Consider the following 17,462-nt stretch of genomic DNA (forward strand, 5'->3'; position numbering starts at 1 on the left):
GAAACATAAATTTTAAAGAAATACCCCAAAATGAAAAGGTATACAACCCGAGAAGGAGATGAGGATTTAATGAGCTTAAAACCTTACAAACGAAGTAGAGTGGCTATTGTCGGCATGGGAGCGGTCGGTACAACAACTGGCTATACCCTACTGCTGCGCCAACGCATGTCAGAACTTGTCTTTATTGATGTTAACGTCAAGAAGGCGAAAGGGGAAATGCTCGATATGAATCATGGGCTTCCCTTTCTCGGCGGTGTAAAAGTGTGGGCGGGTGATTATGAAGACTGTCGTGATGCAGATATCATCATTGTTACAGCAGGCGCTTCACAAAAACCTGGAGAAACGCGCATTGATCTGCTTAAACGTAATGCCGAAATTTTTGAAAGTATTATTGATAATATAGTCAAGGTCAATACCCATGGCATTTTGCTGATCGCAACCAACCCGGTGGACATTCTCTCCTACATCTCTTGGAAACGCAGTGGTTGGCCTTCAAGCAGAGTTATTGGATCGGGTACATTACTAGACAGCGCACGTTTCCGCTATCTGATCGGGAAACAAAAGGGTATCGACCCACGAAGCATCCACGCCCATATTATTGGTGAACATGGTGACTCCGAATTACCTGTATGGAGCACAGCTAACGTTGCTGGAACACCTCTGGAACTGGGCGAAGAAACGAAAAATGAAATTTTTGAAAACACCAAAAATGCTGCCTATGAAATTATAGATGCCAAAGGCGCAACATCATATGCCATCGGACTGGCTCTCGACCGTATCGTAGCCGCTATTCTTGGAGATGAGGGGTCGGTACTTAATGTGTCCACCCTGCTGGAAGATTATAACGGTGTATCTGATGTTTATTTAGGTGTACCAAGTATCGTCGATCACAATGGAGTACGTGAAATTTTGGATCTTCCGCTCAATGACGAGGAACGTGCAAGGTTGATTCAATCTGCGGACAAGCTAAGAGATCAAATTAGTAAAGTGCATATGTAATTCAGTAAGTTAGGAACATAAAAGCTAAACAAAAACGGGCCTCCACAGCGGATATATCCGTTGTGAGGTCCGTTTTTGATAATAAAATTCAGTTTGTCGCCCTGCTATACGTTCCAAATTCCAAATTACCAAGGTGGTGTATCGCCATCCATACCCTCATTTTCATGTTGCCGTTTCTCTTTGAGTCGCTCAGCCACTGTTTCAAAGGATTCAGGTTGTAGCAGCTCAATCGGAGAAAATCCCTTTTCAAACGTAAATGCATCACCTTCAATAATAAGTGCATATCTATCATGAAGTTTCGTGATATGCAGCTTGGCACCAAAGTCGGATAGTAACCCACGCACAGCCGTATCATCCAGTTTGAAACGAACTTCAATTTCCGGTTTTAGTTCGACAATATGCTGCGCAGCTTCTACGACCTGAAGAGGCTCCCATTTTCCTTGTAGATCCCGTTTTTCGCTGGCCGCCCACAGTTCCAGATCGCGCTCTTCCTGCTGTCTTTCCTCATTAGATGCATCCGGCCATTTGGTTTCTACATAGTTCTGAACAAAGCCCATGACATGTTCATTAACGATTTCCGGCATGGATTGCTCATAAGTGACGAATTTCAAAAAGTCTTCAAAATACCGCGCATGCGAAGACTGATGTATTTTAAGCTCCCACTCATCGTTTATACCCTCCTCCAGCATGTAAGGATACATGATGGATTTCATATTACGGGCTGAAATGGCCATTTCGACCTCACTGACCAGGCTGCTTTCAGTAATTCGTGCAATTTTAGGTTCAAAATCACATTTGAGTACAAAAATAAACGGGTCGTCAGAGTGGGTATTTAATGTAGCCTGTACAATGATCAGTGCTCCACCTCGTACCGCGCTTGTATCCAGATACATCCGCACCAGGTCATCACATGCATTTTTAAAATCTTCCTTATCCTCTGCTGCTCGTAGTCGAGCGAACATATTGAAATTCGGATTACTGCTCAGCTCATGTTCCGGTTCAACGATAAAGCGGCCGATTTTAGTCGGTGCCTGCTCTGTGCTTGGATTTTTTTCAACCTTTCGCTTGCTAATGCGAGCAAATTCCCCGTCCAAAAATTTTTTGACATCACTCTCGTCGTAATCATAGTCATCCATTGTAGCATAATGCTTGTAGGACTTACCGCCTTGTCCTTCTTTCCCGTCTACCTGAATCACAAAAAAAGATAAAAAGTCCACTTGAAAGTTCATTTACGTTCTATACGCTCCTTTTCAGGCATGTACGCGTAATTATATCACTATGATTTTAAAAGGTACATCGGATTCAGATTCTGATAGATAATAGACACGTAATAGTTAACATAATATTTATTATGTAATTTTGTTTTTTTATTTGGATATCCCATCCAATTTGTAAATATGTAGTGATCCACCCCTCTTCTATTCTAATCCGCTTTTTTTGCATGATTGACTATTTCCTTTTCTATCCTCTATTTTATTCAGGGATTACAAAAAACATTTGACTAAATAGCAGTATATTTATTATATTATCTATTATTATATAGACAAATTATAATTTTGTTTATAAAAATATTCAAGGAAATACTCTGAAAATAAGAAAGGAGAGTTTGTTGTTGTTTAAAAATCCATATATAAGGACCATTATCGCCTCCAATGCGTTGCTAAATTTGGGCATCTGGGTGCGGAACTTTGCCATACTGTTGTATGTAACAGATCTGACCCATAATGATCCTGTATACGTATCGCTCATTTCGGTCGCTGAATTTGCGCCTATCTTTCTGTTTGCCATCATTGGAGGTACATTTGCAGATCGTTGGCGACCTAAACGGACAATGGTTAGTTGCGATCTGCTGTCGGCCGCGTCTATTTTTATCGTGTTGCTCGCATTGTGGTACGGGTCATGGCAGGTGCTCTTGCTATCCACTTTCTTCTCGGCCATTCTATCTCAATTTTCTCAGCCATCTGCGATGAAAATATTAAAGCAGCATGTAGCACCAGAACAGCTTCAGGGAGTGATGGCTCTTTTTCAGTCTCTCATGGCATTATTTATGGTTATCGGTCCTGTCGTCGGTACATTTATTTATCAACACTTTGGAATTTTCTCTTCATTGTCTATAACCGGAATGTTGTTTCTTATCTCTGCGCTTGTTCTAACTCGTATCCCACAAGATGAGCAAGTAATTGAGATAGATCGACCAACACATTTCATTGAAGAGCTTAAAGAAGGAATACGTTATGTATGGAATAACCGTACACTTCGCACGCTTGGAGGAACATTTACCATAATTGGGCTGGCCGTCGGACTTATTCAACCATTAATGGTTTTTGTAGCTATCGAGAACCTTGGGCAAAACAAGGAATTTCTTCAATGGCCATTAATGGCGAACGGAGCGGCTATGCTGTTGGGCGGCGGTCTGATTATGGGGGTTGCCAAAAAAGTCCAGCCGCAATTGCTGCTGGCGACTGGACTTCTGGTCAGCACACTGACAACCTTTGGAGTCGGATGGTCGCACAATATTGTGCTGACAATGGCATTGCAAGTACTCAGCGGTCTATTTTATCCTTGCATTCATATTGGTATCAACACGATGATGATGAAAAATGCCGAAGCTGCTTTTATCGGCCGCGTCGGTGGTGCCCTCTCTCCCCTGTTCTCGGGGATGATGGTCGTGGGTATGAGCATCGGCGGTACACTCAAACGCGAATCCTCCCTGAACACCGTATATACCGTGAGTGCCGGTTTATTTTTACTGGGAGCGATGCTGTTGTTACCATTGCTACGTGACAGGCAGCCTGTACAAGCTGTCATAGCCGATGATTCTGAATAACAATCACAAGAAACCGCCCTTGGTAGATATGACATCTCCCGGGGCGGTTTCTTAATGTTTGTATCCTGAGATCATACAGACTATTACTCTCTTACCTCATGCTGTCTGTTCCACAATCGTGCATATAGGCCGTTGTTATCCAACAGTTCATCATGTCTTCCCTGCTCCACGACCCTTCCTTTGTCCAAAACTACAATACGGTCTGCGTTTCGAATCGTTTTGAGCCGATGAGCAATCGCAAAAACTGTTCGACCTTGTACAAGACGATTAATAGCCTGCTGAATATCCCTTTCATTCTCAGGGTCCAGCGAAGACGTAGCTTCATCTAGCAAAACAATCGGCGAATTTTTTAGTATAGCGCGGGCAATGGATATCCTCTGTTTCTCGCCGCCCGATAACGTACTACCTCCCTCACCTACCCGGGTATCATATCCCTTGGGTAGCCTGGATATAAAATCATGGCAACAAGCTTGGCGAGCAGCAGCTTCGATTTCTTCCTGTGTAGCATCGCTTTTGCCAAATCGAATATTGTTCGCAATGGTATCTTGAAACAGATATACATCCTGGAACACCATAGATATCTTGCGCAATAGCGCTTCCGTATTCATCTGTTGTATGTTGTTTCCACCTAATAGCACGCTGCCCTGATCCGGGTCGTAAAAGCGGGCAATCATCCGCAATACCGTACTTTTTCCGCTGCCGGAGGGTCCTACTAGTGCTGTGAAAGAACGAAACGGCATAGACATACTCACATTCCGCAATACTGGCTGATCACCATATCCAAAACTTACGTTTCTTAGTTCAATATCGTGTCTCTCCGAAGGCAATTGGTCACCCGGCATCACTGGCTCGTTCAGCAATTGGACGATACGTTCACCTGCCTGCTCGTGGTATCTAAATTCAGCGAAGTTTACAAGTGCAGTGGTTAGGGGATCATAAATACGTGTTCCTACAATCAGAAAAGAAACAAACACAATAACATCCATCTGACCCGCCAGCAGTAGATATACACCGATCATAACCATCCACGTCAAGCCAGACCGCATGAAAGCAATAGCAGCCAATACAATCGGTCCTAACAACCCTTCAATACGGATGCTGTGCCGCATCAGTTCTCTAAACGCAAGCTCCAGCCGAACAAAACGCTCACCAGTTAGCTGGTAGGCTTTAATCACCCGAATACCATTTAAATACTCCTGTAGACGATTCGCAGCATTGATTTTGGCACGCATATGATTGGCCCCCAGCCGCCGCTGGATACGGGAAGTAAGCAATACCAACAAAATGGCCACCGGAAAAGCAGCAAACAATGCCAGCGCCATCCGCCAATCTAAAAAGGATAATCCAATTAATGCCAGAAGTGGCATCGTCACCGCCCCGATCATCTGCGGCACCAAATGAGAAATCCCATGTTCCACCATTGTAAAATCACCCATCATCATATTGGCTAGGTCACCGGGATCGCGTTTGTTCAGAAATCCCAGAGATAGTCTACGCAAATGCTCAGCTAGACGCGACCTCCCGGTTACCGAGGCATCATAGGCTCCACGGTATTGGGAACGATAAGCTGGAATCTCACACAGAAACAGCAGAAGTAGCGACAGGAGCAGACCTCCACTAATCCACCATAAGCCAGCAGATTGGAGCGAAGCTCCCGGATGGATGAAAGGCTCGAAAATCAGACGGGCCGCCCCTACCAGCAAGGCAAAAGGAACCAACCCTGCGATATTGGCTAAGGTTGTGTATAATACCGGTTTTAACAGTACCCTTGGATTTCCAGCCGTGATACTTTGCAACATTCTCATCATTGAGCCGCCTCCTCTTCCCGTGCCCCAATCTGCCATTGTCCGACATCCGTATAGACCTGCCATAAGTGGGCATACAGGCCGTTTACTTCCAGCAACTCACTGTGCTGACCCCGTTCAGCAATACGTCCTTCCTGAAGCACCAGAATCTGATCCGCATGCTGAATAGTAGACAAACGGTGTGCAATAACAATAACCGTCTTGTTTTTCATTAGTTCTTTTAATGCCAGCTGCATTTCATATTCATTTTCAGGATCAGCAAATGCCGTAGCTTCATCCAATACGAGAATAGGTGCATTTTTGAGAATGGCACGTGCTACCGCAAGTCGCTGCTCTTCTCCGCCCGATAGGTATACCCCGCCAGCTCCGATGAGCGTATCATAGCCGTTCGGCAGCTTACAAATGAACTCATGACACTGTGCTGCCTTTGCAGCCGCTATAACCTGCTCCATAGAAGCCTTCGCATCACCTACGGCAATATTGTTAAATACGGAGTCATAAAACAAAAAAGTTTCCTGAAATACAAAAGCAACCGTATCCATCAGGTTAGATGTGCTCATCAGGCGGATATCGGCCCCACCAATGCGGACTGCACCTTTCTGTACATCCCAAAAACGCGGCACCAAATTGGCGATCGTCGATTTACCGGAACCAGACGGGCCGACTAAAGCGGTCATTTTCCCTTGTCTTGCCGTAAAAGTGATATTAGACAGCACATAGGTCGATGGATTGTCATCTCCGTCATCATGCTTGTTAACCTCTTCTGTGTTTCCATAGGAAAAGAAAACTTGCTCGAACTGCACATCATAAGTAGTCGGCTTTTGCGGATGTGCTGGCTCTTGTATTGCAGGTTCGTTAAAAATACGGTCAATCCGATCAACGCCTTCATTAATATCACGCATTGAAGACATGAGATGCATAATTTTAAACATGGGTGCTGACACCCCGGGGGCCATTACCAGAAAAAATAGTAACACCGAGGCAAATGCAACATTCTGCGGGTTACCACTCAACAGGTATACACCGACAGGAAGTACAAAAGCAGCGAATGAGCCAATAATTACCTTAAAGACGAGAAAACCAGTTTCAAATTGGTCAGTGAATCTCATGCAATATTCACGATAATGCACCATATCGGAATAAAACTTACGAAACGAATGCACCGTCTGTCCAAACACCTTGATTGCGGGTATACCACGGACATACTGCACAGCCGATCCGTTTAGACGTTCCAGTGAGTTGTAATATTCCTTGATGTTATCCTGTGTTTTGGAGCCACCGATCAGCGTCATTTGAACGGTGAAAGCAAGCAGAATCGGCACGATACAAGCGAACGCCAACCATATATTCAAGCTAAACATGGCGACAATCATCACTACTGCTGTCACGATAACCTGCACCAGATCCGGTAATTGGTGAGCGACAAACGTCTCTACTTTTTCCACATTTTGCTCCAAAGTCTTTTTGACAGCCCCTGTGGAAGTGCCATGAAGCCATCCTAAGGGGAGTTTACCGATGTGCGCAGACAGCTTGACGCGTAAGCCGTATAAAATACGGAAAGCCGCAATATGTGAGATAAGCCCGCCGATGTACATTGTAATAAGGCTGGCTAATAAACCTGCTAAAGCAATCAGTCCCCATTGAATCATCAATGGCCCGTCTGCTGTTGTAGGTTGTGCAGCGTGCTCAAGTAGCTCCTTGAGTACAAAATAAACTGAAGCATAAGGCACCAGCATGAAAATAGCACTTAAACCGGAAAATAAAGCGGAAACAGCAAGTAATCCGCGTTTTTCCCCAGCGATTTGAAGTAATCGGGCAATGCCCGTTTTTGGTTGCATGAATCATTTCTCCTTTCCAAATACGGCAGTTGCAGAATGCTTGAGCCTGTGTCTATTTTAGGCTCACATTCTGCTTCCTACCGCCAATTCCGGGAGAAACATCACCACTGGAAGGAGAGTTTTATAAAGATGAAGGTTTTATAAGGAGCATAAATTCTTATTTTTTCGGTAGGCACTTGGATTGTAGCCATATGTTTTACGGAATAGTGCGGCAAAATGACTAAAGTTACTATAGCCGACTATCACTGACGCTTCACTGACTGAAATCTGCTCCTGTTCTAGCAGTTGCTTGGCTTTTTCCAGTCTCTGCTGGCGCACAAAGCCAAATACTGTTGTGCCGAATAGCTCTTTAAAGCCATTTTTCAGTTTTTGCTCATTAATATGTACCATCTGTGCCAACCGAATCAGACTGGGTGGCTGCACCAGTGTACGGAGTAAAATGTCTCGCGCCTCGTGAATACATTGCACATCAGTGGGTTTAATTGTCATAGAAAGTTTAGGTGGAGAAGTGCGTGTTTCTTGCAAAAACAGAGCCATCAATTCCAGCGTCTTGCTCTCCAAGAAAAGCTGACGGGTTATGCCCTCATAAGAATGAGATGACAATTCCTGAGCAATAGCCCGCATATCAGGAGTAATCAACGCTTCCATGCAAGCAAAAGATTGCTCCAAACGAATACCCAGTTCCTGTAGTAACTCTTGCCATAGCAATGGATTAAAACGCAACTCTAGATGATTCATCACATTACTAGCTGCTATCTCTGCGTGAATTTTCACATCATTCATGTAGACGAGCTGTACATGTCCCCCGTGCTCACGATCTGAACGAAAATCATCCACAGCCCAAGTGGCGGAATAATCGATGTTTAGTGCCAACTCCAGATAAGGCTTATCAATTCTTCTTGATATCTGGACTTGCTCATGAAATAACATTTTGCTTTGTGATAGCTCAAGGCCATTGCGTAAAAAATGTGTTCGATGTATTCCGTCTCCCCACTTTTCGGGTATCTGATAAAAATGTTCGTGCTGTATTCCTGCTGGAGTGGAGCTATTTTCATGAATCATTAAGTTGGAATCGATTATCTGATTAAAATATTCATTAAAAGTAGACGGTGAAGTTTGTGTCTTTATCTTGTCATCACTTCCTTCTTATAGCTGGATTCGCAGGACATACGAGTTTCATTCACTATTACAATTATAATGATTATCATTCTCAATTAAAAGATGATAATCATTCATTGAGTAATCGGTTTACATAATATATATTACATAAACCCCTTATCCTCATGGTCACTTTTACATCGAATTGAAGAAGTCTTCCTTGACTTCATTACCTGTCTGATCGTATATTATGGATAGATCTTCAATTAAGGGAGAGATTTTAATGTCGGTGAACGTTCTTAACTAAGCAATTGCATATTCAGGGAAGACCATCAGGCTCATGTACCCTTTAGGGACAGGTTTGTTTCTTGCTGAGTTTTTACCCTGGTATTAGTTAAGAACATGCGGATATCATAAATCGCCTTAGGGATTATTTTCATCTAGGCCTTATTCCGTGCTGTGTTCAGCACGGTTTTTTTGTTTCCAACTTTTGTGAACTCCTTTTACACGTTTTTCTATTCATAAGCCAATGAACTGATATGTTGGTTGGCCTGTGGATTAAAACGCAGAATTGGAGAGCACATGCTGGATTATAGGCTTATTTGATGATACGCTCCCTCTCCCTTAAAGGGCGGAGAATGGACGTTTTGTTCATTCTCCGCCCTTTTTTGTTTTTCAGAAAGGTTTTAAAAAAATCCTGTCAATACACAACTAAAGGAGAGATTTATCCATGAATGAAACTACAATGTTGCGTTTGGAATATGATCAGATTAAAACAAGAGTGTCTGAATGTGCTTTTTCGTACCTAGGTAAGCAGCATGCCGCTTCCATGCAGCCAATTACAGATATCCGTACAATCAAAATTCGTCTTAACGAAACGAGCGAAGCTTTACAGCTCATTCGCCACGGAGCTAGCGTACCTGTTCCTTCATTGGAAGGAATGGAGCACATTCTGCACCTCTTGGGAACTGGCTATATGTTCAGCGAGCGTGATTTTTCTCATTTGGCCCAATTCATCAGAAGCTGCATGCAGCTGATGAAATATATGCATGCCAAGGCGGATTCAGCTCCAACCGTCAGTGCTTATGCCTCTTCCATGTATGGCATGGAGTCACTCCTATCCGAAATCGAGAGATGCATTTATTCGGGTCGAGTAACGGATAATGCCAGTAAAGAACTAGCTAAAATTCGCAAAAAAATTGCAGTTACTGAAGAACGTATCAAGAGGAAACTAGATTCTCTTATCAGCCGTCACCGATCCATCATGCAGGAAAATATGATCAGTCAGCGCAATGGCCGTTACGTCCTTCCGATCAAAAAAGAATTCCGCAAACAGGTGAAAGGCAATGTACTGGATGAGTCAGGTAGCGGTCAGACCGTCTATGTGGAACCTGCCGAGATCATAAATCTGCAATTCGAACAGAGCGCAAATATGGCAGAAGAATCAAAAGAGGAAATGAAAGTGCTAGGAGACCTGACCGCAATGGCTGAGTCATACAACCGTGAACTAAGCATTAATACAGAGACGGTAGGCATACTGGATTTTTTATTAGCTAAAGCCAAATACGCTATGACTCTGGATGCTGTCTCTGTCGAGCTTAACGATGATGGGATAATAGATATCTATGGTGCACGTCACCCATTGATGGCCCATACTATGGTGCCGCTTGATTTCTCAATTGGTGAAGGTTATTCTTCACTTATTATTACCGGGCCGAATACAGGCGGAAAAACGATGGCTCTCAAAAGCGTAGGTTTGTTAACACTTATGGTGCAATCCGGCCTGCTGGTACCTGTTTTGCAAGGTAGCCGAATGGCTGTATTCGAGGACATTGTGGTAGACATCGGGGATGGCCAAAGCATTGAACATGCTTTGAGCACCTTTTCTGCTCATATTCGCAATATGATTGGCGTTTTGGAAACGGCAGGCAGCTCTACTCTGATCCTGATCGACGAAATGGCCTCTGGTACTGATCCGGGAGAAGGCGTAGGCCTATCTATCGCGTTGCTGGAAGAATTTCATCGTCGCCGTGCGACAGTAGTGGCTACCACGCACTTTAGCGAAATCAAGCATTTTGCTGAAAACACACCGGGGTTCCAAAATGCTCGCATGGAGTTTGATACCGAAACATTGCAACCCTTGTACCGACTTCGCATTGGCGAGGCCGGGGAAAGCTACGCATACGCAATTGCTTTGAAGCTAGGCATGTGGACTCGCATTATCGAGCGTTCTGAGGCCATTTCTGCTGGAAGAACGTCTCAGGATGCACAGGAGTTTTTGGTTATTCCCCCTTCTTTTGATGATAAAAAGTCTGACGATGTATATAAACCTGCCTCTAAAAAAGCATCTACAGACCGCACAGTCGCAAAACAGGGAAAACAAGAGCACCCGCTCATAACCAAGCCATTTGCTCTTGGAGATAGTGTTTATGCCAGCTACCTAGATCGAACCGGTATTGTTTACAAAACCGAGGATGAACGAGGCAATGTTGGAATTTTGATTCAAGGACAAAAGCTGATCATAAACAAAAAGAGGCTCACTCTTCACATCGCTGCATCAGAATTGTATCCTGACGACTATGATTTGGATATTGTTTTAGAAACAAAGGAAAACCGCAAAAAACGGAAGCTTCTAACGCGCAAGCATGTTCAGGGGCTGATAATTGAATCTCCGCCGGAAAATGAAAAATAAGTTGCTTTGAAATGTTATACGTATCAAACAAATAAACATAATATATATTATGTAAACTTAAAAAAAGCAAAAAGGCGTGTCTTAAGTTCAAGGCACGCTCTTTTACTTTTATTTTATCTTATACCTCAAGATGGTGTGACTGCATGTAGTTGTATATAGCACCTAGCAAATTCGCTTCATTGCCTAATTTACTTTGTTCAATATCTGCACGCACAAAATTTAAGATCGAATGCAGGTAAAGTTTCTCTAATTCTTCTTTAATGGTAGCAACCAGCAAAGGATTGGCAGATATGCCTCCCCCGATCACAAACTTTTGAGGGTCAAGAATTGTTTGTAAATTAATAATTTGTGTTGCGATGTTCCTACAGTATTCTTGAAAAATCTTTTGTACCGTGTGATCACCTTCTTCAATAAGCTTGAATACTCTTTCACCTGTTATAGCATCTTCAGGAAGTCCTTTAGCCTTGGCAACAGTTTTAGCTAAAACAGAACTACTCCCTTGCATACCAAGCAGATAATCAACATTGTCTGCATGCTCATTGTTAGTTCTGATGAAGGAGAATTCCCCAGCCGATAAATGATGACCTTTCAGCAATTTTCCTTGAGAGATGATTCCACCGCCCATTCCTGTTCCAACTACCAAAACAACACCATCAACGATCCCCTGTAGTGAGCCGCGCCATACTTCTCCAAGAGCTGCACACTTCCCATCATTTTCAATAGCTACAGGCAAATGAAACGCTTTCTTGAATACTTCGATCATATTGATATCGTTTATATACCTTAACGAACCACCATGCACCATATGACCAGTGACCGAGTCCACAATACCTGGCATGCTGACGGCTACTCCTTCACATTCATCTATAAACTGATTATGAATTTGCTTCAAGACTATAAGCAGATTCTCTAGTGAATCTAATGGTGTAGCAACTTTACCTTTCGTCATAAATTTATCTTGAAAATATAAACTGAATTTAATAAAAGAGCCACCAATATCAAAAACCAGTATTTTATTTTTCATGCTGCTTATAGTCCTCTCATTGGGTAGTGTGAAATCTGGAGTGTATCTCTTAATAACGATAATTAATATTAATGCTTTTGTAAATCCATCATTTTCTTTATCGTTAATAACACACCGTTCTCTTCATTGGATTTGGTGATAAAACTTGCTGCATTTTTAGTATTCTCACAAGCATTTTTTACAGCAAAACTGTATTTGGCAATACTCATAAGCTCCACGTCATTTTCACCATCTCCAAAAGACATGGTTTCGTCCATAGTAACACCCAATATCTCTTGGAGTTTCCTTACCGTCTCCCCTTTATGGGTATGAAGGGCTGTAATATCCAGCCAATTTGCTTCAGAATCTACAATATAAATTTGGTCTAGCAGCGTCTTTTCAACATGTTTTCTTAAAATGGAACTTCTCCCTGATGGATCGTAAACAGTTATTTTAAGAAAGTTGCTATTTATTTGATCAAACGAATCAATCTTTTGCACTTCCTTGTAGGAGCCCTTCACAATCTTGTAATATTCCTCTTGAATTTGAGAGTGGACATAGGCTGCTTCAGTTGTACATGCGATGATAATAAAATCCTTAGCGAAAGCTTCAATTTGACTGATCGCTTGTAATGCCAAATTACGTTCAATTGTAAACTCTTTTACAACAACTCCATCCCTTTTAATACGAGTAGCACTGTCTCCCAAAATCCAGATTCCTTTTCCGTGCTCATCAAACAACTCTTCTACTCTTTCACATTGCTTACCTGTACAAGCAACAAAGGCGATATTATTTTCTTTCATCTCTCCGTACACCTGATTAAATAATTCAACATCAAAAGTACCACTATTGTTCAGAAAAGTACCATCCAAATCACTTACTACCAGTTTAAACATAAATAAGCCTCCCTTAATTGTTAGAGTTTCCTACCGGTCAGTTCATACTTACGGTTTTTTATGTTCTTTCCAGGGATCAATATCAAAGTCTCTATTAACCTAAGACATTTTCAATCCCCACATTGTCCCACTCCCTTGTATTCGTATCTCGACCTTTAGCAAAACCTATCCAATGTAATGGGCTCGAAACAGATTCGATTCACTTCATAAATCACTTAATTAAACATGTTAATAAAGCGAGTAAAAAAAGCACCTTTATTAAGTGGATACAAAGCTACTCGAAAAAATCATCGATGGAGCGGTAAGGCTTTACTTCTATAGGATCTCTTGATAACACTAAACAACAATACGTTCCCCCCCATATAACTAAACATAATAAAATGAGTGAGATCATAGGGTACTCTCCTTTCTCTTTTAGGTTATATATTTACTTTAGCCGATGAAACGCGTTTCAGGTCAAGTTGTAATTTGTCTTAACTCTTCAAAATTTTCTTCTTCAGTATCCGATTCACTTGTTCTGAACTGAGCAGCATAAAAAGAAGGAACACAACGACTGCAACTGGAAAAAAATGAATACTTACCTGTGAAGCTATAATCCCAAAAATGGGCGGGAGCAAAGTCGTTCCTGTATAAGCAACTGCCATTTGATACCCCATGAGTTTAGCGGAATTTTCCTTACCAAACCGTGTTGGTGTTTCATGAAGAAGTCCAGGGTAAATCGGCGCAAGCCCTAAACCAATAAGAATAAAACCGGGTAATAAAAAGGCAACAGGCAAAGGAAGCAACAAAATGAGTCCTCCTGCAACAGCAGTAAGTTGGCCAATTCGGATTAGCATACCATTATTTATTTTTATAGTTACAAACCCCGTAATAAGCCTGCCAACCGTGATTCCACCATAGTATAAAGATATCCAACCAGCAGCAGTGTCGGCTGTGATGTTCCTTGCGCTTACCAAATAGCTGGCTCCCCATAAGCCCACCGTGGCTTCCACACCACAATAAAACAAAAAAGCAATGAGCGTGTTCTTAACTCCTTTCATTCGAATTGGATTTTGTTTGGGTATGTTCTCAACTTGTACGATATTGTCATCCATCTGTGAGTAGTCTGATGGGGATTCAGAAATAATGGGATTTTGTATCGCGGTAACACGTTTCCATAATGGCAGTGTAATGAGCAAAATAATAACAAGGCCCCACTGAATCATGGATACGGCTGTGTAACCACTTCTCCATGAATTGTAGTTCGAAATGTAGAAAGACATAATTATCGGCCCCATGGTAGCTCCAACTCCCCAAAAGCAATGCAGCCAACTCATATGATGTGCCTTATAATGAGTAGCCACATACTGATTGAGTGCTGCATCAACAGCTCCCCCGCCAAGACCAAGAGGAATTGCTAATAGTACAAGCCAAAATAATGAAGGCGCAAAAGAAAATCCAAGTAACGCTCCTGCAGTCAAAAAGCAGCTTATTAGAGTAATCTTACCTGTGCCTATTTTTTCAATGATACTTCCGCTAGCTAGACTTGATACAATGGTTCCGCCTGCAACGACCATGGATACTATTCCAGCTGACCCAAAAGCTGCCCCAAGTTCCGGCCACATCACAGGCCATGCTGCCCCAAACAGGGAATCCGGGATTCCCAAGCTAATAAACGCTAGATAAATAATAATCAGAAACCAGGTTGCCAACATTCCTTTCCTCCTCTGCTCAATACGATGATGTCATTATTTAAAGACAATAATAGGACGTTCTAATTCTTTTAGAGTTAACCCTCTCAACCCTGTTTTAAAATCTTCATAAAATAAATCTGAGAGAACAATGTCAGGATACAAAGGCATCTCATGCTTAGCTTTGTAGGCTTCCAAAAAATGATAGAAAGCCTCTTCTTCTATATTCTCTCTATAGACCACAATTTGATTAGGATCGAATACAGACTGCAATATTTGAATAATTTCACATACACTTTTGAAAAAAACTTCTCTTCCCTTGCTTTCATCCCAAACTATAGACGGAAGGAATTTGATTTCACCAGCCAATCCATGCTTGCCCTTTAAAACCCCATTACGCAAATAAATTCCCATCCCCGGTGGTGAATTTTCAGGAAAATAGACAGCCAGCACACATTGATCTTCATCGATCTGTTCTCTGTAAACGTATCCACATACAGCCGCATTTACATCATTCTCCACAATAACTGGTAAACCAAATTGGCTCTGCACATCCTCTGCCAGCCGAATTCCATTCAACCTTTCATGACTGCTGACTGTAATCTCTCCATCTACAGATTGTCCCGGGATTCCAATACCAATAACTTTAATGGAGGGATAAAGAGAAATGATATCTTGAATTATGGAATAAAATTGTGTAGCATCAAAAATTTGAAAGGGATGTTCTTCTTTCATGAGGACGTCCTCGTTTAAATTAACTACCGTGGTCGATACTACATCCATTCCTTGTTTTTCATTAATGTGTATAATCAGTGCCAGACTATACTCATAATTAAAACGATAGGTTAACGCATGTCTACCACCATTTGAAGGAACGATTTCATCTTCAAAAATTTCTCCATTATTAAGCAATTCCTGCATAAGAGTGTTGATAGTCACCACGCTTAAATCAGTCAATGCGGCCAGTTGGGGCTTTGTGGCCTTACTAACCTGCTTCAATACTTTGCGAACCAGATTCAAGTTTATTTCTTTAATTAAATTTGTATTGGCTTTTTCCATACAGTGCTCCTTTATTTACAAGATTAGTGAGATCACTTCATAAACCATATTTATAAAGTGATCTCACTAATCTTGTAGCAAAATATTACCTTTGTCAAGACCATAGGATACTGGCTATTAAATAAGAACGTAAAATCATGGTTACAATTTACAATTCAAGTTTTAATTCTTTTAATTGGTTTACATAATAATATTTATGTAAACCTCAATTTATTTCAATATACAATACACTCGTGGAACATACTTACAATCCCGTTATTGGGATCTGAATATCCAGCTTATCCATCGCTTTTTCTTTTTCTCGATCTGTAACATGAGTATATACCGTGGTCGTTTGGATGGATGAGTGCCCTAGTAGCTCCTGTACGGTACGTAGATCTGCTCCCTTACGTAATAGCATCGTCGCAAATGTATGCCGCAGCTTATGACTGGAATAAGCCTCTCGACGTTCTATACCCTTTTCTTGCTGGAATCGTTCAAACGTTTCTGTAGCAATCTGTTGAATAGAACGCACTGCCAGACGTCGGCCTTTTTGGGATACGAACATCGCGTCTTCTTTACCTCTCCACGGCGTCAATCTTTCCTCCAACGCTTGCTCTATAAAATCACATACAGCCGTTGGTACTGGCAGGGTACGCCACTTACGCCCTTTACCGAACACATCTAATGTGCGTCTTTCTCGGCTGTAATCCGAGACATTCAAAGAATGAACCTCCCCCACCCGCAATCCCATGTAGACCATGAGCAGAAAAATAGCCATATTACGATTTGCATATTTCCCTTCCACCGCAAGCAAAAACGGCTGAATGTCCTTCTCATCCAGATAAACGGGCATACGATTCTTTTCAGTCTTTGCTTTTTTAATTCCCGCTGCCGGATTGGTGCTGCATAATTCAAATTCCTGTAGCGCTCTAAAAAAACTATTCACCGCAGCATGCTTCCGGTTCCGCGTACTATCTCCGGCGCCTCCCTCCCGCGCTTTAGATAAATATGACATCACATGAATCTTTTTCACCTGGTCGAATGGTTTATCACGCAATGTACGTAAAAACTGTTTTACATCCCCTGTGTAATTCTTTTGCGTATGTATCGTATATCCGGCATCCTTCATCCAGATCAAAAATGCTTCCAGCTCCTCATTATACACTTCATCAATTTCGTCTATAGTATCCAGATCCATATGACGCAATTCTTTTTTCATCGTGCTTGCCTCCATTCAGTTCAAAATCCGAAAAATGCTGTAAAACGATCATTTTCGTCTGATTTTTATCGACAATCCAATCGACATCTTATGCAGGAGAGCATCTAAAAGTCGTTTTAAACCTAAACTGCGTATAATTTATATTATACGCAGTTTTTTGAGCCCTTTTTAAGTATAAATAAAGCGTGTCTCTCTTGTCCAGTCTATGTAGTTACCCTTTTTTATTCATCCGATTATACAGCAGGCCGAACTGGTCTGCCTGATGACAAATTTCTGCTGGACGCCTACATGTCTTATCATTTAAACTATTAAAAATTAATTTTTGAAAGAGCGGCATTACAGCGAAAATATGGGGCTCCATCGCCCCATCTTAC

General features: G+C 41.9%; 12 protein-coding genes. 3 read left to right on the forward strand and 9 right to left on the reverse strand.

What is annotated here, in order from left to right; all coding sequences use genetic code 11:
- The first annotated feature begins 69 nt into the window (after nt 1–69).
- Entirely contained in the window at nt 70–999 is a 930-nt protein-coding gene (locus ACUC6J_RS12935; protein WP_016820768.1) for an L-lactate dehydrogenase, read from the forward strand.
- A 125-nt stretch (nt 1,000–1,124) separates the two neighbouring features.
- On the opposite strand, the gene ACUC6J_RS12940 is transcribed toward ACUC6J_RS12935, so the two are convergent.
- Nucleotides 1,125–2,228 (reverse strand): DUF3900 domain-containing protein, encoded by a 1,104-nt coding sequence (locus tag ACUC6J_RS12940; RefSeq protein ID WP_045244526.1) that lies wholly within the window; start codon nt 2,226–2,228, stop codon nt 1,125–1,127.
- Nucleotides 2,229–2,611: 383 nt separating this feature from the next.
- Between ACUC6J_RS12940 and ACUC6J_RS12945 the strand changes: the two genes are divergently transcribed.
- The gene (locus ACUC6J_RS12945) at nt 2,612–3,826 is read left to right on the forward strand and encodes an MFS transporter (protein ID WP_016820765.1); all 1,215 of its coding nucleotides are present in this window, start codon (nt 2,612–2,614) and stop codon (nt 3,824–3,826) included.
- Nucleotides 3,827–3,909: 83 nt separating this feature from the next.
- Here ACUC6J_RS12945 and ACUC6J_RS12950 read toward each other — a convergent pair whose 3' ends face one another.
- The 3 genes from ACUC6J_RS12950 to ACUC6J_RS12960 form a co-directional block, all read right to left on the reverse strand.
- Nucleotides 3,910–5,631 carry an ABC transporter ATP-binding protein gene (locus ACUC6J_RS12950; RefSeq protein WP_447250295.1) on the reverse strand — a complete coding sequence of 574 codons (1,722 nt, stop codon included), beginning with the start codon at nt 5,629–5,631 and terminating at the stop codon, nt 3,910–3,912.
- On the reverse strand, nt 5,631–7,469 hold the full coding sequence (locus ACUC6J_RS12955) for an ABC transporter ATP-binding protein (protein ID WP_447248950.1): 1,839 nt from the start codon (nt 7,467–7,469) through the stop codon (nt 5,631–5,633). Before ACUC6J_RS12955 ends, ACUC6J_RS12950 begins: the two co-directional genes overlap by 1 nt.
- A 138-nt stretch (nt 7,470–7,607) precedes the next feature.
- Nucleotides 7,608–8,531, reverse strand: a complete 924-nt coding sequence (locus ACUC6J_RS12960) for a helix-turn-helix transcriptional regulator (RefSeq protein ID WP_447248951.1) — start codon at nt 8,529–8,531, stop codon at nt 7,608–7,610.
- A 766-nt stretch (nt 8,532–9,297) separates the two neighbouring features.
- Between ACUC6J_RS12960 and ACUC6J_RS12965 the strand changes: the two genes are divergently transcribed.
- On the forward strand, nt 9,298–11,259 hold the full coding sequence (locus ACUC6J_RS12965; protein WP_447248952.1) for an endonuclease MutS2: 1,962 nt from the start codon (nt 9,298–9,300) through the stop codon (nt 11,257–11,259).
- 118 nt (nt 11,260–11,377) lie between these two features.
- Here the strand turns inward: ACUC6J_RS12965 and ACUC6J_RS12970 are convergent, their stop codons facing one another.
- From ACUC6J_RS12970 to ACUC6J_RS12990, 5 genes are all read right to left on the reverse strand, one after another.
- Nucleotides 11,378–12,283 carry an ROK family protein gene (locus tag ACUC6J_RS12970; RefSeq protein ID WP_447248953.1) on the reverse strand — a complete coding sequence of 302 codons (906 nt, stop codon included), beginning with the start codon at nt 12,281–12,283 and terminating at the stop codon, nt 11,378–11,380.
- Nucleotides 12,284–12,351: 68 nt separating this feature from the next.
- A complete protein-coding gene (locus ACUC6J_RS12975; protein WP_447248954.1) occupies nt 12,352–13,158 on the reverse strand; it encodes an HAD-IIB family hydrolase in 807 nt (268 codons plus the stop codon).
- A gap of 473 nt (nt 13,159–13,631) precedes the next feature.
- Nucleotides 13,632–14,852: an MFS transporter gene (locus ACUC6J_RS12980; protein WP_447248955.1), complete on the reverse strand. Its 1,221-nt coding sequence runs from the start codon at nt 14,850–14,852 to the stop codon at nt 13,632–13,634.
- A gap of 33 nt (nt 14,853–14,885) precedes the next feature.
- Nucleotides 14,886–15,887 carry an ROK family protein gene (locus ACUC6J_RS12985; RefSeq protein WP_031461552.1) on the reverse strand — a complete coding sequence of 334 codons (1,002 nt, stop codon included), beginning with the start codon at nt 15,885–15,887 and terminating at the stop codon, nt 14,886–14,888.
- 244 nt (nt 15,888–16,131) lie between these two features.
- A complete protein-coding gene (locus tag ACUC6J_RS12990; RefSeq protein WP_447248956.1) occupies nt 16,132–17,088 on the reverse strand; it encodes a tyrosine-type recombinase/integrase in 957 nt (318 codons plus the stop codon).
- Nucleotides 17,089–17,462: the final 374 nt, after the last annotated feature.

This window comes from Paenibacillus sp. JJ1683 (genome assembly GCF_053006485.1).

Coding starts and splice junctions, on each gene's coding strand:
- ACUC6J_RS12935 (WP_016820768.1), top strand. CDS start 70: ATGAGCTTAAAACCTTACAAACGAAGTAGAGTGGCTATTGTCGGCATG.
- ACUC6J_RS12940 (WP_045244526.1), bottom strand. CDS start 2,228: ATGAACTTTCAAGTGGACTTTTTATCTTTTTTTGTGATTCAGGTAGAC.
- ACUC6J_RS12950 (WP_447250295.1), bottom strand. CDS start 5,631: ATGAGAATGTTGCAAAGTATCACGGCTGGAAATCCAAGGGTACTGTTA.
- ACUC6J_RS12955 (WP_447248950.1), bottom strand. CDS start 7,469: ATGCAACCAAAAACGGGCATTGCCCGATTACTTCAAATCGCTGGGGAA.
- ACUC6J_RS12960 (WP_447248951.1), bottom strand. CDS start 8,531: ATGATTCATGAAAATAGCTCCACTCCAGCAGGAATACAGCACGAACAT.
- ACUC6J_RS12965 (WP_447248952.1), top strand. CDS start 9,298: ATGAATGAAACTACAATGTTGCGTTTGGAATATGATCAGATTAAAACA.
- ACUC6J_RS12970 (WP_447248953.1), bottom strand. CDS start 12,283: ATGAAAAATAAAATACTGGTTTTTGATATTGGTGGCTCTTTTATTAAA.
- ACUC6J_RS12975 (WP_447248954.1), bottom strand. CDS start 13,158: ATGTTTAAACTGGTAGTAAGTGATTTGGATGGTACTTTTCTGAACAAT.
- ACUC6J_RS12980 (WP_447248955.1), bottom strand. CDS start 14,852: ATGTTGGCAACCTGGTTTCTGATTATTATTTATCTAGCGTTTATTAGC.
- ACUC6J_RS12985 (WP_031461552.1), bottom strand. CDS start 15,887: ATGGAAAAAGCCAATACAAATTTAATTAAAGAAATAAACTTGAATCTG.
- ACUC6J_RS12990 (WP_447248956.1), bottom strand. CDS start 17,088: ATGAAAAAAGAATTGCGTCATATGGATCTGGATACTATAGACGAAATT.